The organism is Micromonospora sp. NPDC049230, assembly GCF_040647875.1.
Taxonomy (GTDB): Bacteria; Actinomycetota; Actinomycetes; order Mycobacteriales; family Micromonosporaceae; genus Micromonospora.
In genome coordinates, this window is sequence record NZ_JBEZCZ010000018.1 from 99,129 (window position 1) to 121,819 (window position 22,691).

At 72.0% G+C, this 22,691-nt stretch carries 24 protein-coding genes; 13 read left to right on the forward strand and 11 right to left on the reverse strand.

Annotation, left to right across the window (positions count from 1 at the left end):
- Positions 1–34: 34 nt before the first annotated feature.
- Positions 35–295 (forward strand): hypothetical protein, encoded by a 261-nt coding sequence (locus AB0A95_RS17525; protein ID WP_357556764.1) that lies wholly within the window; start codon positions 35–37, stop codon positions 293–295.
- On the opposite strand, the gene AB0A95_RS17530 is transcribed toward AB0A95_RS17525, so the two are convergent.
- Complete coding sequence (locus AB0A95_RS17530; protein ID WP_357556765.1) at positions 253–1,659, reverse strand: MFS transporter; 1,407 nt, start codon at positions 1,657–1,659, stop codon at positions 253–255. The genes AB0A95_RS17525 and AB0A95_RS17530 overlap by 43 nt on opposite strands.
- 158 nt (positions 1,660–1,817) lie before the next feature.
- Between AB0A95_RS17530 and AB0A95_RS17535 the strand changes: the two genes are divergently transcribed.
- A complete protein-coding gene (locus AB0A95_RS17535; protein ID WP_357556766.1) occupies positions 1,818–2,027 on the forward strand; it encodes a hypothetical protein in 210 nt (69 codons plus the stop codon).
- A 296-nt stretch (positions 2,028–2,323) separates the two neighbouring features.
- On the forward strand, positions 2,324–2,677 hold the full coding sequence (locus tag AB0A95_RS17540) for a DUF6401 family natural product biosynthesis protein (protein WP_357556767.1): 354 nt from the start codon (positions 2,324–2,326) through the stop codon (positions 2,675–2,677).
- A 71-nt stretch (positions 2,678–2,748) separates the two neighbouring features.
- On the opposite strand, the gene AB0A95_RS17545 is transcribed toward AB0A95_RS17540, so the two are convergent.
- Positions 2,749–3,561: a hypothetical protein gene (locus AB0A95_RS17545; protein ID WP_357556768.1), complete on the reverse strand. Its 813-nt coding sequence runs from the start codon at positions 3,559–3,561 to the stop codon at positions 2,749–2,751.
- Between the two features lie 198 nt (positions 3,562–3,759).
- On the opposite strand from AB0A95_RS17545, the gene AB0A95_RS17550 reads away from it, so the two are divergent.
- The 3 genes from AB0A95_RS17550 to AB0A95_RS17560 all read left to right on the forward strand — a co-directional run bounded on the left by AB0A95_RS17550 (position 3,760) and on the right by AB0A95_RS17560 (position 8,004).
- Complete coding sequence (locus AB0A95_RS17550) at positions 3,760–5,898, forward strand: SpoIIE family protein phosphatase (protein WP_357556769.1); 2,139 nt, start codon at positions 3,760–3,762, stop codon at positions 5,896–5,898.
- 25 nt (positions 5,899–5,923) lie between these two features.
- Entirely contained in the window at positions 5,924–6,601 is a 678-nt protein-coding gene (locus AB0A95_RS17555) for an HAD family hydrolase (RefSeq protein WP_357556770.1), read from the forward strand.
- A 107-nt stretch (positions 6,602–6,708) separates the two neighbouring features.
- Positions 6,709–8,004: a cation:proton antiporter gene (locus tag AB0A95_RS17560; protein ID WP_357556771.1), complete on the forward strand. Its 1,296-nt coding sequence runs from the start codon at positions 6,709–6,711 to the stop codon at positions 8,002–8,004.
- A gap of 157 nt (positions 8,005–8,161) precedes the next feature.
- Here AB0A95_RS17560 and AB0A95_RS17565 read toward each other — a convergent pair whose 3' ends face one another.
- Entirely contained in the window at positions 8,162–9,121 is a 960-nt protein-coding gene (locus AB0A95_RS17565) for an FAD-dependent oxidoreductase (RefSeq protein ID WP_357556772.1), read from the reverse strand.
- Positions 9,122–9,200: 79 nt separating this feature from the next.
- Here AB0A95_RS17565 and AB0A95_RS17570 point away from each other — a divergent pair, with 79 nt between their 5' ends.
- A complete protein-coding gene (locus AB0A95_RS17570; RefSeq protein WP_357556773.1) occupies positions 9,201–9,425 on the forward strand; it encodes a DUF3072 domain-containing protein in 225 nt (74 codons plus the stop codon).
- A gap of 130 nt (positions 9,426–9,555) precedes the next feature.
- On the opposite strand, the gene AB0A95_RS17575 is transcribed toward AB0A95_RS17570, so the two are convergent.
- A complete protein-coding gene (locus AB0A95_RS17575) occupies positions 9,556–10,056 on the reverse strand; it encodes a metallophosphoesterase (protein WP_357556774.1) in 501 nt (166 codons plus the stop codon).
- 83 nt (positions 10,057–10,139) lie between these two features.
- Positions 10,140–11,966, reverse strand: coding sequence for a glycoside hydrolase family 15 protein (locus AB0A95_RS17580; protein ID WP_357556775.1), 1,827 nt, complete (start codon positions 11,964–11,966; stop codon positions 10,140–10,142).
- A gap of 110 nt (positions 11,967–12,076) precedes the next feature.
- On the opposite strand from AB0A95_RS17580, the gene AB0A95_RS17585 reads away from it, so the two are divergent.
- Positions 12,077–12,661 carry a general stress protein gene (locus tag AB0A95_RS17585; RefSeq protein WP_357556776.1) on the forward strand — a complete coding sequence of 195 codons (585 nt, stop codon included), beginning with the start codon at positions 12,077–12,079 and terminating at the stop codon, positions 12,659–12,661.
- Positions 12,662–12,712: 51 nt separating this feature from the next.
- Here AB0A95_RS17585 and AB0A95_RS17590 read toward each other — a convergent pair whose 3' ends face one another.
- Together AB0A95_RS17590 and AB0A95_RS17595 are read right to left on the reverse strand one after the other, a co-directional pair.
- Positions 12,713–13,300: a DUF1684 domain-containing protein gene (locus AB0A95_RS17590; RefSeq protein WP_357556777.1), complete on the reverse strand. Its 588-nt coding sequence runs from the start codon at positions 13,298–13,300 to the stop codon at positions 12,713–12,715.
- A 34-nt stretch (positions 13,301–13,334) separates the two neighbouring features.
- Entirely contained in the window at positions 13,335–13,904 is a 570-nt protein-coding gene (locus tag AB0A95_RS17595; protein WP_357556778.1) for a TetR/AcrR family transcriptional regulator, read from the reverse strand.
- A 61-nt stretch (positions 13,905–13,965) separates the two neighbouring features.
- Between AB0A95_RS17595 and AB0A95_RS17600 the strand changes: the two genes are divergently transcribed.
- Positions 13,966–14,454: an FBP domain-containing protein gene (locus AB0A95_RS17600; RefSeq protein WP_357556779.1), complete on the forward strand. Its 489-nt coding sequence runs from the start codon at positions 13,966–13,968 to the stop codon at positions 14,452–14,454.
- 40 nt (positions 14,455–14,494) lie between these two features.
- Here AB0A95_RS17600 and AB0A95_RS17605 read toward each other — a convergent pair whose 3' ends face one another.
- On the reverse strand, positions 14,495–15,028 hold the full coding sequence (locus AB0A95_RS17605) for a GNAT family protein (protein WP_357556780.1): 534 nt from the start codon (positions 15,026–15,028) through the stop codon (positions 14,495–14,497).
- A gap of 157 nt (positions 15,029–15,185) precedes the next feature.
- Here AB0A95_RS17605 and AB0A95_RS17610 point away from each other — a divergent pair, with 157 nt between their 5' ends.
- From AB0A95_RS17610 to AB0A95_RS17620, 3 genes are all read left to right on the forward strand, one after another.
- On the forward strand, positions 15,186–15,668 hold the full coding sequence (locus AB0A95_RS17610; RefSeq protein WP_357556781.1) for a MarR family transcriptional regulator: 483 nt from the start codon (positions 15,186–15,188) through the stop codon (positions 15,666–15,668).
- A gap of 10 nt (positions 15,669–15,678) precedes the next feature.
- Entirely contained in the window at positions 15,679–16,665 is a 987-nt protein-coding gene (locus AB0A95_RS17615; protein ID WP_357556782.1) for a pirin family protein, read from the forward strand.
- Between the two features lie 326 nt (positions 16,666–16,991).
- Positions 16,992–18,581: a phospholipase D-like domain-containing protein gene (locus tag AB0A95_RS17620; RefSeq protein ID WP_357556783.1), complete on the forward strand. Its 1,590-nt coding sequence runs from the start codon at positions 16,992–16,994 to the stop codon at positions 18,579–18,581.
- Here the strand turns inward: AB0A95_RS17620 and AB0A95_RS17625 are convergent.
- Positions 18,530–19,282 carry a hypothetical protein gene (locus tag AB0A95_RS17625; RefSeq protein WP_357556784.1) on the reverse strand — a complete coding sequence of 251 codons (753 nt, stop codon included), beginning with the start codon at positions 19,280–19,282 and terminating at the stop codon, positions 18,530–18,532. The two genes, AB0A95_RS17620 and AB0A95_RS17625, sit on opposite strands and share 52 nt — an antisense overlap.
- A 374-nt stretch (positions 19,283–19,656) precedes the next feature.
- Between AB0A95_RS17625 and AB0A95_RS17630 the strand changes: the two genes are divergently transcribed.
- Positions 19,657–20,481 carry a SigB/SigF/SigG family RNA polymerase sigma factor gene (locus AB0A95_RS17630; protein WP_357556785.1) on the forward strand — a complete coding sequence of 275 codons (825 nt, stop codon included), beginning with the start codon at positions 19,657–19,659 and terminating at the stop codon, positions 20,479–20,481.
- Positions 20,482–20,590: 109 nt separating this feature from the next.
- Here the strand turns inward: AB0A95_RS17630 and AB0A95_RS17635 are convergent, their stop codons facing one another.
- Complete coding sequence (locus AB0A95_RS17635; RefSeq protein WP_357556786.1) at positions 20,591–21,181, reverse strand: GNAT family N-acetyltransferase; 591 nt, start codon at positions 21,179–21,181, stop codon at positions 20,591–20,593.
- Positions 21,178–22,689, reverse strand: a complete 1,512-nt coding sequence (locus AB0A95_RS17640; protein ID WP_357556787.1) for an APC family permease — start codon at positions 22,687–22,689, stop codon at positions 21,178–21,180. The genes AB0A95_RS17635 and AB0A95_RS17640 overlap by 4 nt, the downstream gene beginning before the upstream one ends.
- Positions 22,690–22,691: the final 2 nt, after the last annotated feature.

Sequence of the window (22,691 nt, forward strand, 5' to 3'; positions counted from 1 at the left end):
TTTGCGATCATCGCGCCCGGGTACCGCTGAAGACATGACCGACGACAACATCAGGGTGTGGCGGGACGAGGAACGGCTTCCGCTGGAAGAGCTGGAACAGGCCGTGTCCGGCTCCAGCCTCGACGGGCAGGCCGACGACGTGACGGCCAACGACGCCGGCGAGGAAGCCGCGTTCGGGCACGGGCCGGCCGCCTCGGACCGCGACGGGGAGGCTCAGGGCACGGCTCGGGAGGCGACCGACCCGCAGCGCGCCTACCGCCCGTCCACCACCGGCCGGACCGGGCCGGACGTCTGAGCAACTCCGCCGGGCTGAGCCGACCCACCGCCGGGCTGAGCCGGCACCGTTGGCACGGGCCGCCCGGCGGTGGGTCGACGGGCACCCCACTCGTACAGCGCGATCAGCGCCAGCGAGAGCACCAGCAGGGCCGAGCCCAGCACCTGCACCGACGTGTTGCCGATCAGCACACCCAGCCCGCCCGGGACGAGCGCCGCACCGATGCCGGAGGCGCCGATCTGCAACCCGATAGCCCGGTCGGCGTGCGCCGCGCCGACCCGTTCGGCGGTGGTGAGGGTGAGCAGTGGGAACACCGGCGCGGCGGCGAAGCCCACCACGACCAGGCCGAGCACCGCCAGCGCGGCCGGCCCGGGTACGGCGATCAGGGCCGCGCCCACTGCCATTCCGGCAAGGCTGGCGCGCAGCACCTGCGTGGCGCCCAGACGCTCGGCCACCACGCCCTGCACCACCCGACCCACGAAGAGACTCCCCCAGTACGCGGACACGCAGCCGCCGGCCACCGCCGCGCTCACGCCGCGCCCCTCGGTCAGCAGCAGGAACGCCCACAGTCCGGCGGACACCTCGATGGCGACGTACAGCGCGAAGGCGAGCGTCCCGGTCCACACCGCCGGCAGCCGCAGTGTCGCCCCGACCGGCAGCGGCACGGCCGCAGAGGTCCCAGCACCCGCGGCCTCGGCGACCTCGGCGGAAGCGGTCCCGACAGCGGCGGCCTCGGTGGGCGTCGGCCCGCCGGCGGACGCCGTCGCCGCGGCCTCGGGTGGCAGCGGGCCGCCGGCGGTGGCCCCGGTCGGCACCGGTTCGCGGTGCCAGGCCCGCACGGTGAGCACGAACGCCACCGCCAGGGCGAGCTGGGCGGCGGCCACGATGCCGTAACCCCAGCGCCAGGCCAGCCCGGCGCTCAACACCCCGGTCATGATCAGCGGACCGATCGCCACGCCCAGGCCGAAGAACGCGTGCAACCAGTTCATGTGGCGCGGCCCGAACGCCCCGGCGGCGTACGCGTTGAGCCCGGAGTCGACAGCGCCGGACCCGAGGCCGAGCAGCAGCGCACAGCCCACCAGCACGGCCAGCACCGGGCTCAGCGAATAGCCGGTCAGCGCCAGGCTGGCCAGCACTGTGCTACCGGCGAGCAACGCGCCCACGCCGATGCGGGCCAGCGTGAACCCGGCCAGGACGCTGGAGGCCAGATAGCCGACGGTGCCCGCGGTGAGCACCAGACCCACCGCCTCGGTCGGTACGTCGAGGTCGCCCCGAACGGAGGGCCAGGCGACACCGAGCAGGCCGTCGGGCAGGCCGAGACTGACGAACGCGAGGTAGGCCAGCAGGAGCAGCGAGGCGCGGGGGCGTACGGGCGTGGTGGACACGAGACATCATCCTGCCGCAGGGGCACCCTACTGCCGTAGGCCCCCGATCGCGCGTCGCGCGAAGAAGTCGTGTCCGGACGGTCGAGAAAACGGACAGCTCATCCAGAATCGGCCGATCGGAGGACGGCAAGCGGGCGGGTTCGCGTAAGAATTTCGGGATGCATCAAGGCTCCGGAATCCTCTCGACGCGTCAGCGCCGGCTCGCCTGGCTCGGCTTCCTGCTCGCCGCCCTACAGGCGCCCGTGTCCGCCCGGCTGGTCGCCGACGAGTCCTGGCTGTTCAGCCTCTGCGTCGCGCTGATGGTGGCGACCGTGATCATCGCCGACGACGCGGCACGGCGCCGCCCCGCCGACGCGACGACCGACTAGAGCGTGCTGCCGGGCCGGGCTTCGTGCCCGGGTCGGCCGTGGCTGCGGCGGCGTTCCTTCATCTCCGCCTCGTAGAGGTGGCGTCGCCCGCCCACCAACTCGTCGCGGGCCTGCTGGTCCAGCTCCCGAAACAGCGCATGGTAACCGTCCGTGTGCCGCGAAACGCTCCTGGTTCTCCTGCTGCCCCGTCTGTGGCGGATCAACCCTCGCGGTCAGCACCTGTCGCCAGTGGCGCAGCCGACATCCGCCGAGCGGACGACGTCGACACCGTCACCTGTCGGTTAGCCTCGGTCACCATGCGTGTGCCGTTGAACCGGGTCGCCTCCCGTACCGCCGTCGACTCGGCGCGGTCCACCCTGGCCGCCCTCACCGTCTCCCTCGGCACCGTCGGGCTCGCTGCCGCCGCCGCGCGACCGGGGCTGCTGGCCCTCGTCGACCAGCACGCGGCCGCCGTGCGGGACAGCCTCGACGGTGACCGTCAGCCGCTGACCGCCGCGGCACTCGCCGGCTACGCCGAGGGGGTGCGGGCCGCCGCCCTGGAGCACGGGTGGACGGCACCGGACGGGCCGGTGGACTGGAGTCGCCCGGAGTGGCTGCTCACCCGCCTGCTCGCGGTCTGCGCGCTGGCCCGCTCGCTCGACCGGGCCTGACCGCGCGGGGAGGGCGCCCCGCGCATCGTCGCGCGGACCACCCTCCCCACCTGCCGTGCCGTTCCGCCTCGTCAGGCGCGGTACTGCGGAGCTTCCTCGTCCACCCGAGGCATCGCCTGGGTACGATCGCCGCCGCGGTCGGCCATCTGCCGTTCCACGTCGCTCCGCCCGGCCGCGTTGGCCTGACGCTGCTGCTGCACCGCCCGAGCTTCCCGGGCGGCCCGGTCCAGCCAGCCGTCCCAGCGGTTCTGCATCGGCTTCACGAGGCCGCCACCGACGCCGACGATCAGGATGCCGGCCACCGTGGCGAGCACCGCGATCAGCACCGGGGTCGTCACCGTGGTGGCGATGCCCACCTGGTTCAGTGCGGCGATCACACCGAGCGCGATGATGAAGATCGCCGTCAGGTCGGCAAGCACCTTGCCGTACGAGAGCCCGCCCAGCGCCCCGGTGACCAAATCCCGGACCGCGTTGGCGATCGCGGCCGCCACCACCACGATGACGATCGCGACGAACGCACGCGGCAGCCAGGACACCACGCCGCTGATCAGGTCACTGATCGCGTTGGGCCCCCAGACTCCGAACGCGAACTGCAACGTGAACAGCAGTACGGCGTAGTACGCCAATCTGGCCAGAATGTCGGAAGCGTCGTACTTCGTTCTCTCCAGGGCCCGTTTGATACCGCCACGTTCGACCGCCTGGTCGAAGTGCACCCGTTCCAGCACCGTATCCACGATCTTGAGGACGGCTCTGGCGATGAGCCAGCCGACCACCAGGATGACGATGAAGGCCACTGCCTTCGGGATGAAGAGCAGCACCGACCTCCAGGTGTCGGCGATGGCATCGCCGATGTCGGCCTGCCGGACCGCGAGGGTCTTCAGCATGATGTCCCTCCTGTCGCATGGACTGCGCCGGGCGCATACCCGGCTACCGGTCGGGCAGTCCGCGCAACGCGCCGCGTTTTTCCCGGCAGGCCGACGATCAGGGGTCCTGAACTGCCCAAACGGGCACCGCGGCGAGGATGGCAGCGGGCCACGGCCATGATCGGATGCCTTTTTCGGTGGGCCGACTAGGCTGCGAACATGCCAGGAACGGTCGGGCGAGTCCCCACGCCAGCAACTCCGGCCCCGGGTGCGTCCACCGGCGCCGGAGTGGCCGCTGCCGTGCTCGCCCACGACTGGGCCGGCACCCCGCTGGGCCCACCGGACAGTTGGGACGTGGCGGTCCGGGCCGTGATCGAGCTGATCCTCGCCTCGCCGATGCCGATGGCCCTGGCGTACGGCGACGACCTGGTTCTGCTCTACAACGCGGGGTACGCCGAGCTGCTGGGCACCAAGCACCCGCGCGCCCTCGGCCGCCCGGCCGCCGAGGTGTTCGCCGAGATCTGGGCGCTGCCCGGTGTCGGTCAGGTGTTCGAGCGCACCTACCGGGAGGGGGTGCCGTTCCTGGAGAAGGAGTCGACACTGCCGCTGGTGCGTGGGCACTCCGCGACGGTGGAGCAGGCGGTCTTCACCCGGGGCTACTCGCCCGTGCGGGACAGCACCGGCACGATCGTCGGCACGTTGACGGTCGCGGCCGAGACCACCCACGTCACCGAGCAGTTGCAGAGCCTCAGCGAGGTGGCCGCGGCGCTGGCCGGCACGCTCACCCTCGACGACGTGGCCCGGGTGGCGCTGCGGTACGCGATCACCACGTTCGACCCGGACCAGGCCTCGTTCGCGGTCGACGAGGGGGGCGGCGGTTGGCGCATGGTGCGCCGGGTTCGCGGCGAGTTGCTGGACGAGGCCGACGAGCGGCTGCCCCCACTCTGGCGGCGTGCGCCGGCGGACTGGTCGGCGCCTGTGGTGCAGGCGGCCGGCTCCGGCCGCCCGTCCTTCGTCCGCGACGGGCAGCCGCTGCGGGAGATCGCGGTGGACCGCCATGACCAGAAGATCCACTCGATGGCGGCCCTGCCCCTGGGCGCCTCGGTGGTACGCGGCGGGCTGGCGGTCGGCTACCAGGTGCCGCACACCTGGTCGCCTGCCGAGCGGGCGCTGCTGGCCGCCTCGGCCGAGCTGATCGGCCAGGCCGCGGAGCGGGCCCGCCGGTTCGAGACCCAGCACGGCACCGCCCAGTTGTTGCAGCGCAGCATGTTGCCGGAGCACCTGCCGGACCTGCCCCGGTTGCGGGTCGCGGCCCGCTACGACCCGGGGGTGGACGGCAACGCCGCCGGCGGTGACTTCTACGACGCGTTCCTCCTGCCCGGCGGCGCGCTCGGCGTGGTGCTGGGCGACGTCGCGGGTCACGACGTGCAGGCCGCCGCGCGGATGGGCCAGGTTCGGGCCGCGCTGCGCGCGCTGGCACTGGCCGATCCGGCGCCCGACGCGGTGCTGGCCGGGTTGGACCGGCTGGTGACCAGCCTGGGCGCGGAGGCCAGCACCCACGAGCTGTTCGTCACCGTGGTGTTCGGGGTCATCGACGCGGAACGTCGAGAGCTGACCCTGGCCAGCGCCGGTCACCCCGCGCCGCTGATCCGTCGCGGCGACCCGGCGGGCCGGTCCTTCGCCGAGTACGTCGACGTGCCGGCTGGCCCTCCGCTGGGCCTGGGCGGTCGGCCGGGCACCAGCACTGTCGCGTTCCGTCCCGGTGACACCCTGCTGCTGTTCAGCGACGGGGTGGTGGAGCGTCGACGGCAGAGCCTCACCGCCGGGCTGGCCACCCTCGGCGACGCCGTCGCCAAGGCCGGCAGTGCCGACCCCCGCGCGCTGTGCGCCGTGGCCACCGCGGCGGTGCCGGGCAGCACCGAGGACGACGTGGCGGTGCTGGCGGTCGAGCACGCGCTCAAGCCGAGCCGCTCGGCCAGCATGGAGGTGCCCGCCGAACCCACCGCACCCAGCCGGGTTCGGCACTGGATGACCGGCCAGCTCACCGAGTGGCAGGTGGCCGAGTCGGTGATCGGGGCAGCGGTGCTGTGCACCAGCGAGTTGACCACCAACGCGTTGCTGCACGCCGGCACCGCCGCCCGGGTGGAGATCGATCTCAGCCCCGAGCGACTCCTGGTCTCGGTCGCCGATTCCGGCACCCGGGGCACCGTGACCCGGACCCGCACCGACACGTTGAGCAGTCGTGGGCGCGGCCTCGGCCTGATCGAGGAGCTCAGCGACGCCTGGGGCACCGATCCGTCGGTCCGCGGCTCCACTGTCTGGTTCGAGATTCTCACGCCACCGCCCGCGCATCCCTGAGACGCCCGACGGGTAGGAGGACGCCATGCGTACCGACGAACCCGCCGGGGTCCTCTTCGACGTCGATGGCACCCTTGTCGACACCACCTACCTGCACACGGTGAGCTGGTGGGAGGCGCTGCGCCAGACCGACCAGCCGGTGCCGATGGCGACGGTGCACCGGTCGATCGGCATGGGTTCGGACAAGCTCCTCGACCACCTGCTCGGCCCCGAGCGGGACCGGGACGCCGATCCGAAGCTGCGCGACGCGCACGACACCCTGTACGCCGAGTACTGGGAACGCCTCACGCCGCTGCCCCGGGCCGCCGACCTGCTGCGGGCCTGCGCCGAGCGGGGGCTGCGGGTGGTGCTCGCCACCTCCGCCTCGGGCCCGGAGGTGGACGCGTTGCGCCGGGCTCTTGCCGCCGACGACGTGATCGACACTGTCACCTCCTCCGAGGACGCCCAGCAGAGCAAGCCCGCGCCGGACATCCTGGTCGCCGCGCTGGAGCAGTCCGGGTTGACCGCCGAGCGGGTGGTCTTCGTCGGTGACTCGGTGTGGGACGTCGTCGCGGCCGGCAAGCTGAGCATTCCGTGCGTGGGGCTGACCTGCGGCGGCACCAGCCGCGGCGAGCTTGCCGGCGCGGGCGCGGTGGCGGTGTACGACGACCCGGCCGCACTGCTGGACGAGCTGGCCGACTCGCCGTTGACCCGACCAAGATGAGGTTCACTCCGGTTCACCGGCCCGCGCGCGCATAGCCGGGGCCGCGCCGGGGCATGGTCTGTCACCACCTGCCCCGCGCCCCGCGGGTGCGGCGGAAGGGTGGTGCCGTGGAGCCGGTAGACGTGGCGTTCGCGCTGGTGGGAGTGGGCGCCCTGCTCGCGGGCATCCTGCCCCGGGTGCTGGAGCAGCGCCCGCTGTCCATGCCGATCGCCTTCCTCGCCCTCGGCATGCTGGTGTTCCTGCTGCCGGTCGGGCTGCCGACACCCGACCCGCTGGCCCACCCGGAGCTGACCACCCACCTCACCGAGATCGGCGTCATCGTCGCGCTGATGGGCGCCGGACTCAAGATCGACCGACCGTTGAGTTGGCGGCGGTGGTCGTCCACCTGGCGGCTGCTGGCGATCGCCATGCCGCTGTGTATCGCGGCGGTGGCCCTGCTCGGCTGGTGGTGGGCGGGGCTGGTGCCGGCCGCCGCCCTGTTGTTGGGCGCCGCGCTGGCCCCGACCGATCCGGTGCTCGCCGCCGACGTGCAGGTCGGCGAACCGACGGACGTGGAGGACTCCGAGGACGAGGTCCGCTTCGCGTTGACCTCGGAAGCCGGCCTCAACGACGGGCTGGCGTTCCCGTTCGTCTACGCCGCCATCGCCATCGCCTCGACAAGCCTCGCCCCGGGCGACTGGCTGGCCGAGTGGTTCACCGTGGACGTGCTCTGGAAGGTGGGCGTCGGGGTCGGCGGCGGGCTGCTGATCGGCTGGCTGCTCGGCAAGCTGTTCTTCCGCGCGCCCAGTGAGCTGCGGCTGGCCCGGCACGCCGAGGGCTTCCTGGCGCTGGCCGCCACGTTCCTGGCGTACGGGTTGGTGGAGGTGGTCGGCGGGTACGGCTTCCTGGCGGTGTTCGTGGCCGCCCGGGCCATCCGGGCCGCCGAGCGGACCCACGAGTTCCACTCGGTGCTGCACGACTTCGCCGAACAGGTCGAACGGCTGCTCACCCTGGTGCTGTTGCTGCTGCTCGGCGGCGCGATAGTGGGCGGCCTGCTGGCCCCGCTGACCTGGCCCGCGGTCGCCGTCGGGCTGGCCCTGGTGTTCCTGATCCGGCCGCTGTTCGGCTGGTTGTCGCTGCGGGGCGCACCCGGCCGACCGGCCGAGCACTGGGTCATCTCGTTGTTCGGCATCCGCGGTGTCGGCTCGTTCTACTACCTCGCGTACGCCACCACGAAGGGCGACTTCCCGCAGGCCGAGTTGCTCTGGGCGACCGTCGGGCTGGTGGTGCTCGTGTCCGTGGTGGTGCACGGCATCACGGCAACGCCGGTCATGCAACTGCTCGACCGGGAGGGCGAACGCACCTCCGACCCGGCCGAGCGGGACGCCGACGCCCGGCCGGTAGCCGCCGCCGGCCACCCCTGAACGCGCAGGTCAGCGGCCACCTGAACGAACGCCGACCCCCGCCGGGCGCACACGCCAAGACGACCACCCGACCGCACCGGCCCGGCGGGCCGCCCGACCTGCGGCCCCGGCGGGCCGCCGACCGCACCGGCCCAGGCCGGCACTGTCCCGCGCGGGGTCAGGCCAGGCGTGCGGCGATGGCGCGGCCGAGGTCCCGACCGGAGCGCCAGGCGCTCTGCACCCGGGGTTTGCCGAACGCGTCGCCGGCCAGGCCGATCCCGTCGGCATCCAGGTGGTAAGTGTCACCGGTGGGGCCCCCGGTCGGCTTCGCGTACGTCCAGCGGTGCACGCGCACGTCGACGGCCTGGTCCGGCAACCCCAGCAGGTCCCGGACGGCCTGCTCGACCGCCGGACCAGCAGCGCTGGGCTGGGCCAGGTGACCGGCGGCGAACTCCGGCACCGTGTGCGCGACGAGCACCGCGGCGCCGTCACCGCGCCGGTCGCCGTCGTCGCAGACGAGACTGACGATCGGGTGGCCGTTGACGAACGCGCCACGGAAGTCCGGCCAGCGCCGCGTCGGAAAGCGCAGCACCACGGCCAGGGACGGTGACCAGCGTTGTGCCTGCACGGCCCGGGTGGCCTCGGTCAGCGCCGGGTCGAGCAGCAGGGCGGCCTGCGGGCCGGGCATGGCCAGCGCGACCGCCGCACACGCGTCGCCGTCCACGGCCGGTCCGGGCTCCACGCTGAGCACCAGCCGATCGACGGTCACCGGCACCGTGCTGGCCAGGTGTTCGACGAGCGAGCGCAGCCCACGCGGGGCGGCGAAGCGCATCGGGCCGGGCACGTCGCGGCGTCCGTTCTCGTCGTACGCCTGGAAGGTGTCGGTCCACTCCCGGACCAGGCCGGCGGCGCGCCACTGCTCGACGACGGCGACGAAGTCCGGGTCGGTGGCGGTGAAGTACGCGGCACCGATGTCCGCGGGCCGACCGTCGAAGCGTTTGCTGGCCATCCGGCCACCGCAGACGTGCCCGCGCTCCCGGACCCGCACCGGCACCCCGGCCCGGGTCAACTCCACCGCACAGGCCACCCCGGCGATGCCCGCCCCGACCACCACGACCCCCGACCGGTCCACATCCATTCGGTGATCGTAGGTGGCGACAGGCGGACAGGTATGAACCGTGGAGATCAGGGTACTGGCACACCTGTTCGAAGAAAGGATGACGACGATGACTGACCGAGCCAATGAGCAGGCCGACCAGAGTGCCGCGATCAAGGACCCGGACGAGTGGGTCACCGGTGACGAACCGCCCACCGCGGCCCAGGAGTCCTATCTGGGCACCCTGGCCCGGGAGGCCAACGCGGAACTGCCCAGCAACCTGACCAAGGCCGAGGCGTCCAAGCGCATCGACGAGCTGCAAGCCGAAACCGGCAGAGGCCAGTAACCCCACCCACCCGCCCCTCAGTCCGCGCGCGTCTTGCACTTCCTGTCGCGACAAGAGCCTGCATAAGCCGCAGAGCAGGGACAGAGAGTGCAAGATCGCGGGGACGGGGCGGGACGGCCGCGGGGCGGGGCTAGGGGCGGGGTAGGTGGTGGAGCGTGACGTTGGTCAGGCGACCCTCGTCGATCTCCGCCGTCAGGTAGGTGGCGTGCGGCTGGGAGCGGCGGTCGGTGGGTGAGCCGGGGTTTAGCAGACGCAGCCCACCGGGCGCCTCGGTGTCCCAGGGGATGTGCGAGTGCCCGAAGACCAGCAGGTCGACGTCGGGGAAACGGGCCGCGCACCGCTGCTCCCGACCGGTCCGTGGCCCGGTCTCGTGCACCACGGCGACCCGCAGGCCGTCGAGGTCCAGCCGCGCCACCTCCGGCAGCCGGGCGCGCAGCGCCGGGCCGTCGTTGTTGCCGTACACGCCGACGAGCCGGCGCGAGCGCGCGGTCATCGCGTCGAGCAACGACTCGTCGACCCAGTCGCCGGCGTGCACCACCACGTCCGACTCCTCGATGGCCGCCCAGAGCGGGCCGGGCAGGTCGCGGGCCCGCTTGGGTACGTGGGTGTCCGCCGTGAGCAGCAACCGCATCCCGCCATTCTCCCCGGCTCCCGACTGCCCCGTGCGCGCGGCCCGCCGCCGCCACTGCCCAGTGCGCGCGTGGCGCACAGCCGCTACCGGATCGGGGAGAAGTACGACGGCGGCATGCCCTGAGCGCGCAGTGTCGGGTCCTTCTCCACGTCGGTGAGCACACCGGCGGCGTTGATCAGGCCGATGTGGGAGAACGCCTGCGGAAAGTTGCCCAGTTGCTCCCCGGTCAGCGGGTCGATCTGCTCCGCGAACAGGCCGAGGTCGTTGACCCGCTCCGCCAACCCCCGGAACAGCTCGTGTGCCCGGTCCCGCTCACCGCCCAGCGCCAGGCAACACACCAGCCAGAACGAGCAGATGAGGAACCCCGCCGGGTCGCCGTCCCAGCGCCGCAGCAGGCCGTCGTGTGACAGCCGCTGCTCCACGGCGCGGATCGTCGACCGCATCCGCGGATCGTCGGCCGGGAGGAACCCCACAAGCGGCATCACCAGCACCGACGCGTCCAGGTCGTCGGATTCGAAACTCCCGGTGTACGACTGGAGCCGCTCGCTCCACCCCCGCTCAAGCACCTGGGCGCGTACCTTGTCGCGGACAGCCGCCCAGCGTGCCACGTCCTGCGGCTCGCCGAGCCGGTCAGCGAAGCGGACCGCCCGGTCCAGGGCGACCCAGCACTGCACCTTCGAGGACACGTGGTGGTGTTCGACGCCGCGTTCCTCCCACATTCCCGCGTCGGGCAGCTCCCAGTCGCGCGCGGCCTGGTCGGCGAGCAACCGGAGGACGTGGCGCACCTCCTCGTCCATCGGCTCCAGCTTGTCGCGCATCAACCAGGCGGCGTCGAGCGTCTCACCGAAGATGTCGGTCTGCCGCTGCTGCCAGGCGTCGTTGCCGATCACCACCGGCGGGCTGTCGCGGTAACCGCCGAGCTGTTCCAGGCGGTGCTCGGTGAGGTCCCGTTCCCCCAGCACCCCGTACATGATGGGCACCGGCTTGTCGTCGACCCGGCCCATCGCCCGTCCCAACCAGGCGAACTGCCGCTGCACCTCGTCGAAGCACGCCGTTCGCCACAGCGCTCGCAGGGTGAGGCTGAAGTCGCGCACCCAGACGTAGCGGTAGTCGTAGTTGCGCTCCCCGCCCAGTTCCTCGGGTAGGGACGTGGTCACCGAGGCCACCACCGCGCCGCTCGGTCGGTACGTCATGCCCTGCACCACCAGCCGGCTGCGCCGCACCTGCTCGGCGTAGAGCCCGTCGTATCCATGCTCATCCGACCAGGACCGCCAGCCGGCGACGGTGTCGGCGATGGTCTGGTCGGCGTCCGGCACCTCGGGCAGTGGGGCGTCGTAGGTCGGGGCGTACCCGAGGGAGAAGTTGTGTCTGGTGCCGGCGCGGACGGTGAACGTCGCGGCGGCCTCACCGTCGCTGGAGGTCAACCGCACGCTGCCGCGCAGGGTGAGCCGGGCGGCCCCGGCGATCGCCTCCAGCATGTCCTCCCGCTCGATCAGGTACGCGACGGTGCGGCCGTACTCGAAGCGCGGTCGGTAGTGCACGCGCATCGGCACCGCACCGGACAGCCCTTCCACCGAGCGGACCAGCACCTGCGGCGAGTGCAGGCCGATGTCGTGACCGCGGGAGCCGGGCTCGAAGGCGAGCGCGTCGGTGAGTGCGACCTCGCCCTGCGCGGTCCGGAAGACGGTCCGCAGCACCAGGGTGTCCTCGAGGTAGCCGCGGTGCACGCGGTAGTCGCCCTCGGGCCGGATCGACCAGTGCCCGGCGCCGTCGTCGAGCAGCCGCCCGAACACCGACGGGGCGTCGAACCGGCCCGGGCACCACCAGTTGACCGAGCCCGTGGCGTCCACCAGCGCCGCGCTGCGGCCGTCGGCGAGGAAACCGTAGTCGCTGATCTGTCCGCTCTCCACCTGACTGCCTACCCGGGCAGTCCGCGCCCATTCCCCTCGTACCCCCGGCGGACACCGCGTTACCGGTCGGCCTGGCGGGGAAGCCGGGGAGCTGACGAGGGAGGATGCTCATGACGTCAGCTTCGGGGCCGACCGCCGCGTGGCGGCCCGGCACACAGGATGGCGACCTGCTTCCGTCCGGGCCGGCCGGCCGCCTGTCGACGGCGGGCGGTGACGGCCACGGGCCGGAGACCGGCTCGCCGACAGTGACGATCGGTTCGTACCCGGACTATCCGGCCGCACAGCGGGTCGTCGACTATCTGGCCGACAATCGCTTCCCGGTGGAGCACACCGCCATCGTCGGCACCAACCTCACACTTGTGGAGACGGTGCTCGGGCGGATGACAACGGGTCGAGCCGGGCTGCTCGGTGCCGGTACCGGTGCCTGGTTCGGGCTCTTCATCGGCCTGCTGTTCGGCATCTTCACCGTCGGCAACTGGCTGGCGGTGATCCTGGTCGGGCTGGTCATCGGTGCGATCTGGGGTGCCGTGTTCGGCGCGGTCGCGCACGCCATGACCGGCGGGCAGCGGGACTTCACCTCGGCCAGCTCATTGCGCGCCGGCCAGTACGCGGTGACGGTGGACGCGCAGCTCGCCGACCAGGCGCGACAGCTGATGGGTCGGATGCAGATGCCCGGCTCCGTCCCCAACCGCTGAGCGACGATCGACCGGCCGTCCGTCCCGGCAGCACTCGGGGCGGGCGGCCGTTCAGTCGTGGTACGTCAGCTCACCGGCACGGATGTCGACCTCGACCCGGTTCTCCGGCGGCGCCAGGGGGCATGCCCAGCGGTCGTCGTACGCGCAGCTCGCGTTGTAGAGGTAGTTGCCGTCCAGTCGGACCCGGTCGCCGGGCAGCAGCTCGACGCCCCGGCCGAAGGTGCCCTTCACCGTGTCGGTGAGGTACCGGCCTCCCCCGTACGTCTCCCGCCCGCTGGTGCCGTCGCGGACCGGCACGAACAGTCCGCCGCCGTACGCCTCGATCCACCACAGGGTCAGCGGCCCCCAGGACGTCTCGGCCACCGCCACCCGCCGGTACGCGACCACCCCGTCCGGACCGCCGGTGTCGATGCGCAGCTCACCGCTGGCCGGCCGGAGCGGCGCCTCGACCACGGCATCCGGGTTGGCCGGGAAGTAGCGCACCCCGGTGAAGCCGGAACGCTCCGCCGGGGGGATCGGGCTCTGCGGGTGGGTGGCGAAGAGTTCGTCGCGGCCGGCACGGAACCCGGTCAGGTCGACGTCGGACAGGTACAGCCGGGCGACCCGCTCCCGCCAGTCGGCCAACTCCAGATCATCCACACCACCGAGCCTATGCCGTGGCGCGGTGCGCAGCTCAGCGCGACGGCCAGTGGGTGAGGACGGCGTCGAGGGCGTCCAGGGTGCGCGACCACGAGTCGTCGGTGGGGCGCGGGGTGTGCCGGAAGCCGCCGGTCCGCTCCAGGCTCACGAACCCGTGGAAGGTGCTGTGCATCATCCGCACCGCGTCGGTCTGGTCGGGCTCGGAGAGCCGGTAGCCGCGCAGGATGGCCCGGGTCATCTCGGCGTGCCGGACGCCGGCGCTGGTGGCGGCGGTCTCCGGGTCCAGGTCGATCTGCATGGCGTCGTAGCGGCCCGGGTGTTCTCGCGCGTAGTCGCGGTACGCGTTGGCGAAGGCCACCAGCGCGTCCTTGCCGGCCCGGCCGGCGAGGGCGGCGGCGACCCGGTCGGCCAGCTCGGCCAGGGCCAGCAGTGCGACGCGGACCCGCAGGTCCTGCGCGTTCCTGAGGTGGAAGTACAGGCTCGCGTCCTTCACCCCGAACTGGCGCGCAAGCGCGGCCACTGTGACGTTCCGCATGCCCACCTCGTCGGCCAGCTCGGCCGCGGCCACCGTCAGGCGTTCGACTGTCACTCCTGCACGTGCCATCCAGGACACCCCAAAACCTAGCTGAGTTAATCGTTTGCCTAGGCGAGCTAGGCTACTCCCTATGTTAGTCCTGACCGAATCCGTCATCCGCGCCTCCTTCGTCAACTGCAGCCGGGGCGAGGCGAAGCGGCTGACCGTACCCAACGATCTTGCGATGCGTCAGTGGGACGACCTCGACTTCCTCGGCTGGCGAGACCCCTCCGCGCCGCAGCGGGCCTACCTGGTCGCCGAGACCGACGGCGAACTGGCCGGGGTGGTGCTGCGAGCCGCGACGCACCAGACGGGGCGCGTGCGGCACAGCATGTGCTCGTTCTGCCTGACCACGCACCTCGGCGGCGGCGTCTCGCTGATGACCGCCCCCAAGGCCGGTCCGAGCGGACGGCAGGGCGACTCCGTGGGCACGTACCTGTGCACCGACCTCGCCTGCTCGCTCTACCTGCGGGGCAAGAAGCACGCCGGGCCTCCCGCGCCCGAGCCGCTGCCCCTGCCGGAGCGGATCGAGCGCGTCCAGACCGCCCTCGCGACGTTCCTTCGCAAGGTCACCGAGTGACGGCTCGGCGCGGCCGAGCCCAGGCGTGTGCGGACCCCGACTACGTGTCGGTCGACAGACGGGCGTGCAGGTGCTCGTCGTAGCGGCGGCCGTCGCCGTACCGGTACGACTCGCGCAGCGTCCCCTCGGCGCGGTAGCCGGCCCGGTCGGCGACCCGACAGGAGGCCGGGTTGGCCACCGCGTGGCACAGTTCCACCCGGTGCAGCCGCAGGTCGGTGAACGCCCAGTCGGTGAGCCGGACGACGGCTCGCACCGCCACCTGACGCCCACGGGCCGCCGGCGCCGTCCAGTAACCGATGGACGCGTCGCCGTTGTGGATGTGGTGCAGCGACACCGAACCCAGCAGTTTCCCGTCGGCCGCCGAGGCCACCGCCAGGGAGACGTGGTCGCCGGCGGACCAGTCGGCCCGGCGGCGAACCCAGAGCAGCGCTGCCGCGTCGTCGACCGGGCCGCCACCCTGCGGGTTCCACTGGGCGATGGCCGGATCGAGCAGGGCGTCGCGCACCGCCGCAGCGTCCTCGTCTCGCCAGGGACGCAGCAGCAGGTCGGCGGTGGTGAGCTCCAGGTGTGCCACGAGGCCGGAGTCTGGCACACCGCACCGCAGTCGCACCGCTGATTTTGCGTCCACTTCCTTCAAAATTGCAGAGACGGTCGATCGATGGCCGAGAACGTGACCCAGACAACGCTCGACGATGGTAGTTAAATTTTGAATTAGTGCTAACGTCATGGTCATGACCGAGAGCCTGGACCGCACCCGAGAGGCCGCCTGGCGTGCCTACATCGAGGCCAGCCAGCTTCTCTTCACCCAGTTGGAAGAGGACCTGCGCGCCGACAGCGAGCTGAGCTTCGCCGACTACCACGTGTTGGTCCTGCTCTCCGAGGCACCGGGGCAGCGGTTGCGGATGGGCGAGTTGGCCAACCGGCTCATCTTCTCGCCCAGCCGACTGACGTACCAGATCTCCTCCATGCAGCGCCGCGGCCTGGTCAGCAAGGAGCCCTGCCCGGACGACCGGCGCGGCAGCGAGGCGGTGCTCACCGCCGCCGGGCTGCTCGCCCTGTCCGAAGCCGCACCGCACCACCTGGCGTCGGTACGTGCCCACCTCATGGACGACCTCGACGACGCCGAGGTCGCCTGCCTCACCCGGGTCTTCGACCGGCTCGGCCGCCGCCTGCGAGCGGCCCGGACCGCCTCGTCCACCCACGCCACCCGCTAAGGAGCCCTCGATGCCCGCGATCACCGTCGACAACGTCGTTGTCCTGCCGCGCCTCCCGCACCTCGGCGAGAGCACCGCATTCCGCAAGGTCCGCACGGTGACCACCGCGCCCAGCGGCTTCGAGGGGGAGGGCTTCCCGGTCCGTCGCGCCTTCGCCGGGGTGTCGACCACCGACCTGGACCCGTTCATCCACCTCGACCAGATGGGCGAGGTCGACTACGCGCCGGGCGAGCCGAAAGGCACCCCGTGGCATCCGCACCGCGGCTTCGAGACCGTCACGTACATCATCGACGGCGTCTTCGACCACCAGGACTCCAACGGCGGTGGCGGCACCATCACCGACGGCGACACGCAGTGGATGACGGCGGGCAGCGGCCTGCTGCACATCGAGGCGCCGCCGGAGCACCTGGTGGTCAGCGGCGGCCTCTTCCACGGCACCCAGCTCTGGGTCAATCTCCCGCGCTCGGCCAAGATGAACCCACCCCGCTACCAGGACATCCGAGGTCGGGAGTCGGCCCTGCTCACCACGCCCGACGGCGGCGCGCTGGTCCGGGTCATCGCCGGCGAGGTCGCTGGGCACCGCGGCCCGGGGGCGACCTTCACGCCGATCACCATCACCCACGTCACGGTGCAGCCGGGCGCGCAGGTCGACCTGCCCTGGCAGCCCGACTTCAACGCCCTGGTGTACGTGCTCGGCGGTCGCGGCACGGTCGGCACCGAGCGGCGGCCGGTCCGCACCGGCCAGCTCGCGGTGCACGGTCGCGGCGACGCGTTGCGCTTCGCCGCGGATACCGCGCAGGACAGCAACACCCCGGCGCTGGACCTCTACATCATGGGTGGCAAGCCGATCCGGGAGCCGGTGGCACAGTACGGCCCGTTCGTGATGAACACCCGCGACGAGCTGCTCCAGGCGTTCGACGACTTCAAGGCCGGTCGGCTCGGCGTGATCCCCACCGAGCGGCTGCCGCACACCGGCGGCCAGGGCGCCCGGCCCTGACCCCGCCTCGGCGCTGAGGTCGGCGCCGGCGCCCCCGGTTCACCACGGGAGCGCCGACGCCGCCTCACGAGACCGCGAAAATCCCAGCGACACCAAGAATCACCATCAGCAACACCGCTACCAGCGCACCCCGTTCGCTCTCCACCGCCGGCTCGCGGTACTCGGTCACGGGATTCGTTGTGTCGCGGGGCATGGTGTGGCCTCCTCGGCTGTTGTCGCGTCGCTTCGATGGCGTTGGCCAGGTCACCGGTCTGCCGGGCTGGCGTGCGGACCCTCGTCCGGGGTCCTACCGTGAGGACGTTGCCGACCTCTTGGGGGGCTGGACGTTGCCGTCGCAGGACTGGTTCCTCACCGCGCAGGAACGCGCCAACCCGGTGTCTGGGTTACCCGTCTGGACCACGGGAAACCTGGTCGAGCCGTTGATTCACGGTGCCGCGTACTTCGACCGGCTGGTCGACGAGGTGCAGGCGCTTCAGGCCGGTGACCACCTGTTCTTCACCGACTGGCGTGGTGACCCGGACCAGCGGCTGCGCCCCGACGGCCCCACCGTGGCCCAGCTCTTCGCCCAGGCCGCCCAGCGCGGCGTGGTGGTCAAGGGCCTGGTCTGGCGCTCGCACCTCGACGTGCTGGCCTACAGCGAGGCGGAGAATCGCGACCTCAGCGAGACGATCTCCGCGGCCGGCGGTGAGGTGCTGCTCGACCAGCGGGTCCGACGCGGCGGCTCGCACCACCAGAAGCTCGTGGTGCTGCGACACCCGGGCGCACCCGACCGGGACATCGCGTTCGCCGGGGGCATCGACCTGTGCCACAGCCGGCGCGACGACGCCGCTCACCACGGCGACCCGCAGCCGGTGCAGATGTCGCCCCGGTACGGGCCCAACCCGCCCTGGCACGACGTGCAGCTCGCGGTGCGCGGTCCGGTTGTCGGCGCGCTGGACACCCTGTTCCGGGAACGCTGGACCGACCCGATGCCGCTGGACTCGGAGAACCCGATGGCCTACCTGCGGGACCGGTGGCGCGGCGCGGACCTGCGGCCGGACCCGCTGCCCGAGCAGCCCGCCGACCCGCCCGAGTGTGGGTCGCACCAGATCCAGGTGCTGCGCACCTACCCCGCGGTCCGCCCGCGTTACTCGTTCGCACCCGACGGCGAGCGCACCGTGGCCCGGGGCTACACCAAGGCCGTGCACCGCGCGCGACGGCTCATCTACCTGGAGGACCAGTACCTGTGGTCGGCCGAGGTGGCGGACCTCTTCGCGAACGCGCTGCGCGACAACCCGGAGCTGCACCTGGTCGCCGTGGTGCCCCGGCACCCGGACGTGGACGGCAAACTGGCGCTGCCACCGAACATGGTCGGCCGCGAGCAGGCCCTGTCGCTGTGCGAGCGGGCCGCACCGGACCGGGTGCACGTGTTCGACGTGGAGAACCACGCCGGCACCCCGGTCTACGTGCACGCGAAGGTGTGTGTGGTCGACGACGTCTGGGCCAGCGTCGGCAGCGACAACTTCAACCGCCGGTCCTGGACGCACGACAGCGAGTTGTCCTGCGCGGTGCTCGACGACACCCGCGACACGCGGGAGCCCACCGACCCGGCGGGCCGGGGCGACGGTGCGCGCGCCTTCGCCCGGGACCTGCGACTTCGCCTGTGGCGCGAGCACCTGGACCGGGACCCGGACGGCGCGGACGACGCCGACCTGCTCGACCCGGCGGACGCCGTCGCGGCCGTCACGGCCGCCGCCGACGCGCTCCAGCGGTGGTACGACGACGGCCAGGTGGGCGAACGACCGCCCGGCCGGCTGCGCCCGCACCGCCCCGAGCGGCTGCCGTGGTACACCCGCGCCTGGGCATTGCCGGTGTACCGGCTGGTCTACGACCCGGATGGCAGGCCACTGCGAGCGAGGCTGGCCGGCACCTGGTGAGCCGGCCGGCTCGGCTCCGCCGTGGCGGCGACCGGGTACACGCTCAGGCCGCCGGGGTAGGCGAACGAGGAGCGCGGCGAGTAGTAGCCGAAGCCGATGGTCAGCGGGTTGGCCGGGCGGAGCGCGTACAGCGGATGCCCGGGTTGGAGGAACTCCACCCACTCGATCTCGAACGGGGCGACCGGCTCGGCGACGAACGGGTAGACCGAGCTGAGCAGTTGCCCGTCGCGGCTGGTGAAGTAGCGGTGGTGCCCGCTGCTGATCGCGTGGCCGGTCTCCCCCACTCGGCACCGCGCCCGGAGCAGCGTCGTCCCGTCGATCTCCGTCTCGGAGAGCAGCGCCTCGCCACTCACCTCGATCCGGGTCCGGCCGGTGGACACCGGGGCGCCGCGAGCGGCGGCGTAGTCACGCACCCGCCGGCTGGAGGCCACGTAGGTGGTCCACCAGCCGCCCGGGTTGAGGCCGCCGGGCGCGTCCACGCCGAGTAGCGAGATGCCGAGGTAGGTGAGCGAGTACGCGCCGAAGCCGGAGGTCTGCGTCTCATCCTCGACGACGTACTGGTTGAGGAACACCTGGTGGTCGGGGCGCGGGCACAGGCCGGGCGGGACCAGTGCGGCGACCGCGTCCGGGTCGGCCGGAACCCAGCTGAAGTAGAGCGTGCGACTGTTCACGACGAGCTGAGGAGCGGCTGGATCGAGCACGGTGCCTCCGAACCGGGTGTGTACACGCGACGCTACGGCCGGTCCCGCCAGCGGAACAACGACGGATAGTCGACACTCCTGTCCACATGTCGGATTTCATGTTGACCAATTGGTGGAACCGGAGGGGCTGACCGGACGAGTCGGCGGCTGGGCGGCGACGGGTGTGGGCCAGAAACGGGTAAGGGTGATCACAAGTGTGCCAACCTGTGCCCTATTTGCACCTTTCCTTCCTCGACACGCCTTAAGTACATCAGCCTTTCGGCTAGATTTCCGGGAGACGATCAGGTTAAGGTGAGTCCCGAACGGCCCATTGAAAGCTAAACCAAAGTGCCACACCTTTTTCGTCAGCGGACGAGGTGCAGGGAGGACCACCCATGACCGCGCCAACGATCACCGAGCAGCCGAGCACCACTGCCAAGGCCACCAGCAAGCTCGACCCGCGCGCTCTCACCGACAGCGCAGCCGATCTGCTCAACGCCATGGCCGCGCTGCCCGCCAACCACCCGTCGCGCGCCGCCCTGCGGGACCGGGCGATCGAGGCCTGGCTGCCGCTGGCAAACCACCTGGCCCACCGATACAGCGGGCGCGGCGAGCCCACCGACGACCTGGCCCAGACCGCCGCGGTCGGCCTGATCAAGGCCATCGACAAGTTCGACCCGTCCCGCGGTGTCGACTTCGCCGGGTACGCGATCCCCACCATCATCGGCGAGCTCAAGCGGCACTTCCGCGACCGCACCTGGGACATCCGGGTGCCCCGCCGGCTCCAGGAGCTGCGGCTGGCCATCTCCGACGCCAACAGCTCGCTCCTACAGACCCTCGGCCGCTCGCCGACGGTCGCCGACATCGCCGCCCACCTCAAGCTCACCGAGGAAGAGGTGCTGGAGGGCCTGGAGGGCGCCCGCGCCTACAACGCGGTGTCGCTGTCCACCCCGACCGGTGACGGCGAGCGCGCCACCGAGCTGGGCGACATGCTCGGCGGCGAGGACAACGAGTTCGAGTTGGCGGAGCTGCGGGTCGCCCTCGGCCCGGCGCTGGCCACCCTCGACGAGCGCGAGCAGAAGATCCTGACGCTGCGCTTCTACGGCAACCTGACCCAGTCGCAGATCGCCGACCAGATCGGCGTCTCGCAGATGCACGTCTCGCGGCTGTTGACCCGGGCGCTGACCAAGCTGCGCGGGCAGCTCGACGGCACCTACTGAGCCAGTCACGACAGAGGGCCGGGTCCACGGACCCGGCCCTCTGTCGTACCCCCGTTGTCACGCTCGCGTGACAACGTGCGGAGGTCCCGTCCGCACGTCGGTGGTGGGGTCAGCGGTCGGCCGGTTGCCGCCACATCGGCCAGAACGGTGTGCCGTCGGGCACCCGGAACGGCTCGCCGGCCAGGTAGCCGTGCTTGGCGTACAGGTCCCGGCTGCGCGGGCTGCTCGCCTCGACGTACGCGGGCATCCCGTTGGCGTCCAGCCAGGCGTGGTGATGCCGCATCAGCGCGCTGCCCAGCCCCTGCCCCTGCCGGCCCGGCTGTGTCGCCAGGAAGGCCAGGTGGTGGTGGTCCGGGTGCGGGTGGTTCGCCGCGAACAGGTCGTCGAGATGCTGGAACCGGTCGGTCCACTCGCCGCAGGCGGCGGCCAGTCGGGCGTCGTAGTCCTCCGGCGGCGGGGCCGGCTCGCCGACCGACGGAAACCACACAGCGACCGAGGCGCGGTCCGCGGTGGCGTGGACGATGCCGTGCCGCATCGCGTGCCCGACCAGGATCTCGAAGTCCCCGGCCAGCACGGCCTCCCGCTTGCTCGCGTCGGGCACCAGCCAGTACGTCACCCGCAGGGCGGTGAACGCCTCGGCGATCCGGTTGGCCACGAGGGTGGTCTCCTCCGGCCCGAGTCGCTCGATGGTCACGCTCATCGGGTCACCCCCACGGTGGCCGGCGTCTCCGGCCGGACGGCGGCGCTCGCCGCGCCGAGGCCGATCCGCGCGTACGTGTCCGGTCGGTTGCCGCGCAACACCAGCGCCCAGCCGATGCCCAACAGCGCCGCCACCGGGTAGACGGCGGGCAGTGCCCAGCGCAGTGTGGAGTCCGGCGCGACGCCGAGCAGGTTGGCGAAGTTCGACACGGCCAACCAGATGATCACGAAGAGCGCGATGGTGGCCAGGCCGGGAGCGATGGCCCGCCGCCAGAGGTTCTCGCCGCCGCCGGAGCGGGCGAAGTAGGCGATCACCGCCACCGAGGTGGTGGCGATCAACAGCAGGACGCCGAACCCGCCGGTGGTGCCGCCCCAGAAGAACAGCTGGACCACCGGGTCCCAGCCGTTGACCGCGTACAGCAGGATCACCGCGAGACCGAGGACGCTCTGCGCCACCGAGGCGGCCCGTGGCGCCCCGCTGCGGGCCGAGGTCTGCCCGAACACCGCCGGCAACACCCGCTCCCGACCGAGCGCGAAGGCGTAGCGGGCAGTGGTGTTGTGGAACGAGATCATCGCGGCGAGCACCGAGGTCAGGAAGAGCACCTGCCCGATGGTGACGGCGGTGTCGCCGAGGTGCGCGGCGGCCAGGTTGAAGATCAGCCCGACGCTCTGCTCGCCGGCCTCGGCGACGATCTGGTCCGGCCCGACGGCGACCGTCATGGTCCACGACGACAGCGCGTAGAGCCCGGCGATGATCACCACCGAGAGGTACGTCGCGAGCGGCACCGTCCGCTTCGGGTCCTTGCTCTCCTCGCTGAAGACCACCGCCGACTCGAAGCCGACGAAGCCGAGGATGGCCAGCACCAGCACCGCTCCGACGCCCGGCACGAAGAGGTTGTCCGGCGAGAACGTGGCGAAGCTGACCTGGTCGCCGGCCGGGTTGCCGAGCTGTCCCAGGTCGAACACGAGGATCACGATGATCTCGGCGACCAGCAGCGCGGCCAGGACCATCCCGTTGATGTCCACCCGGAGCAGGCCGAGCAGGCCGACAAGCGCCCACGCCACCAGGGCCACGACGGCCCAGTGCGGGTGCCCGCCGAAGATCCGGTCGAGCACCGGCTCGGCCGCCACGCCGATGGTGCCGTACAGACCGACCTGCAACGCGTTGTACGCGATGAGCGCGACCCAGGCGGCGCCGACGCCGGCCGGTCGGCCCAGTCCGCGGGAGATGTAGGCGTAGAAGGCCCCGGCGTTCTCCACCCGCCGCGACATCGCCACGTAGCCCACCGAGAACAGGGCGAGCACAGCGGCCACCAGCAGGAAGGCCAGCGGGATGCCGGTCACCCCGATGACGCCGTAGCCGGTGGTGACGACGCCGGCCACCACTGTCAGCGGCGCGGCGGCGGAGAGCACGAAGAAGATCACCGAGGGGATGCCGAGGCGGCCTCGGGCCAGGGCCTCGGAGACGTTGCTGGGTCGTTCGACTGTCGATGTCGATGTCGGGGGCATAC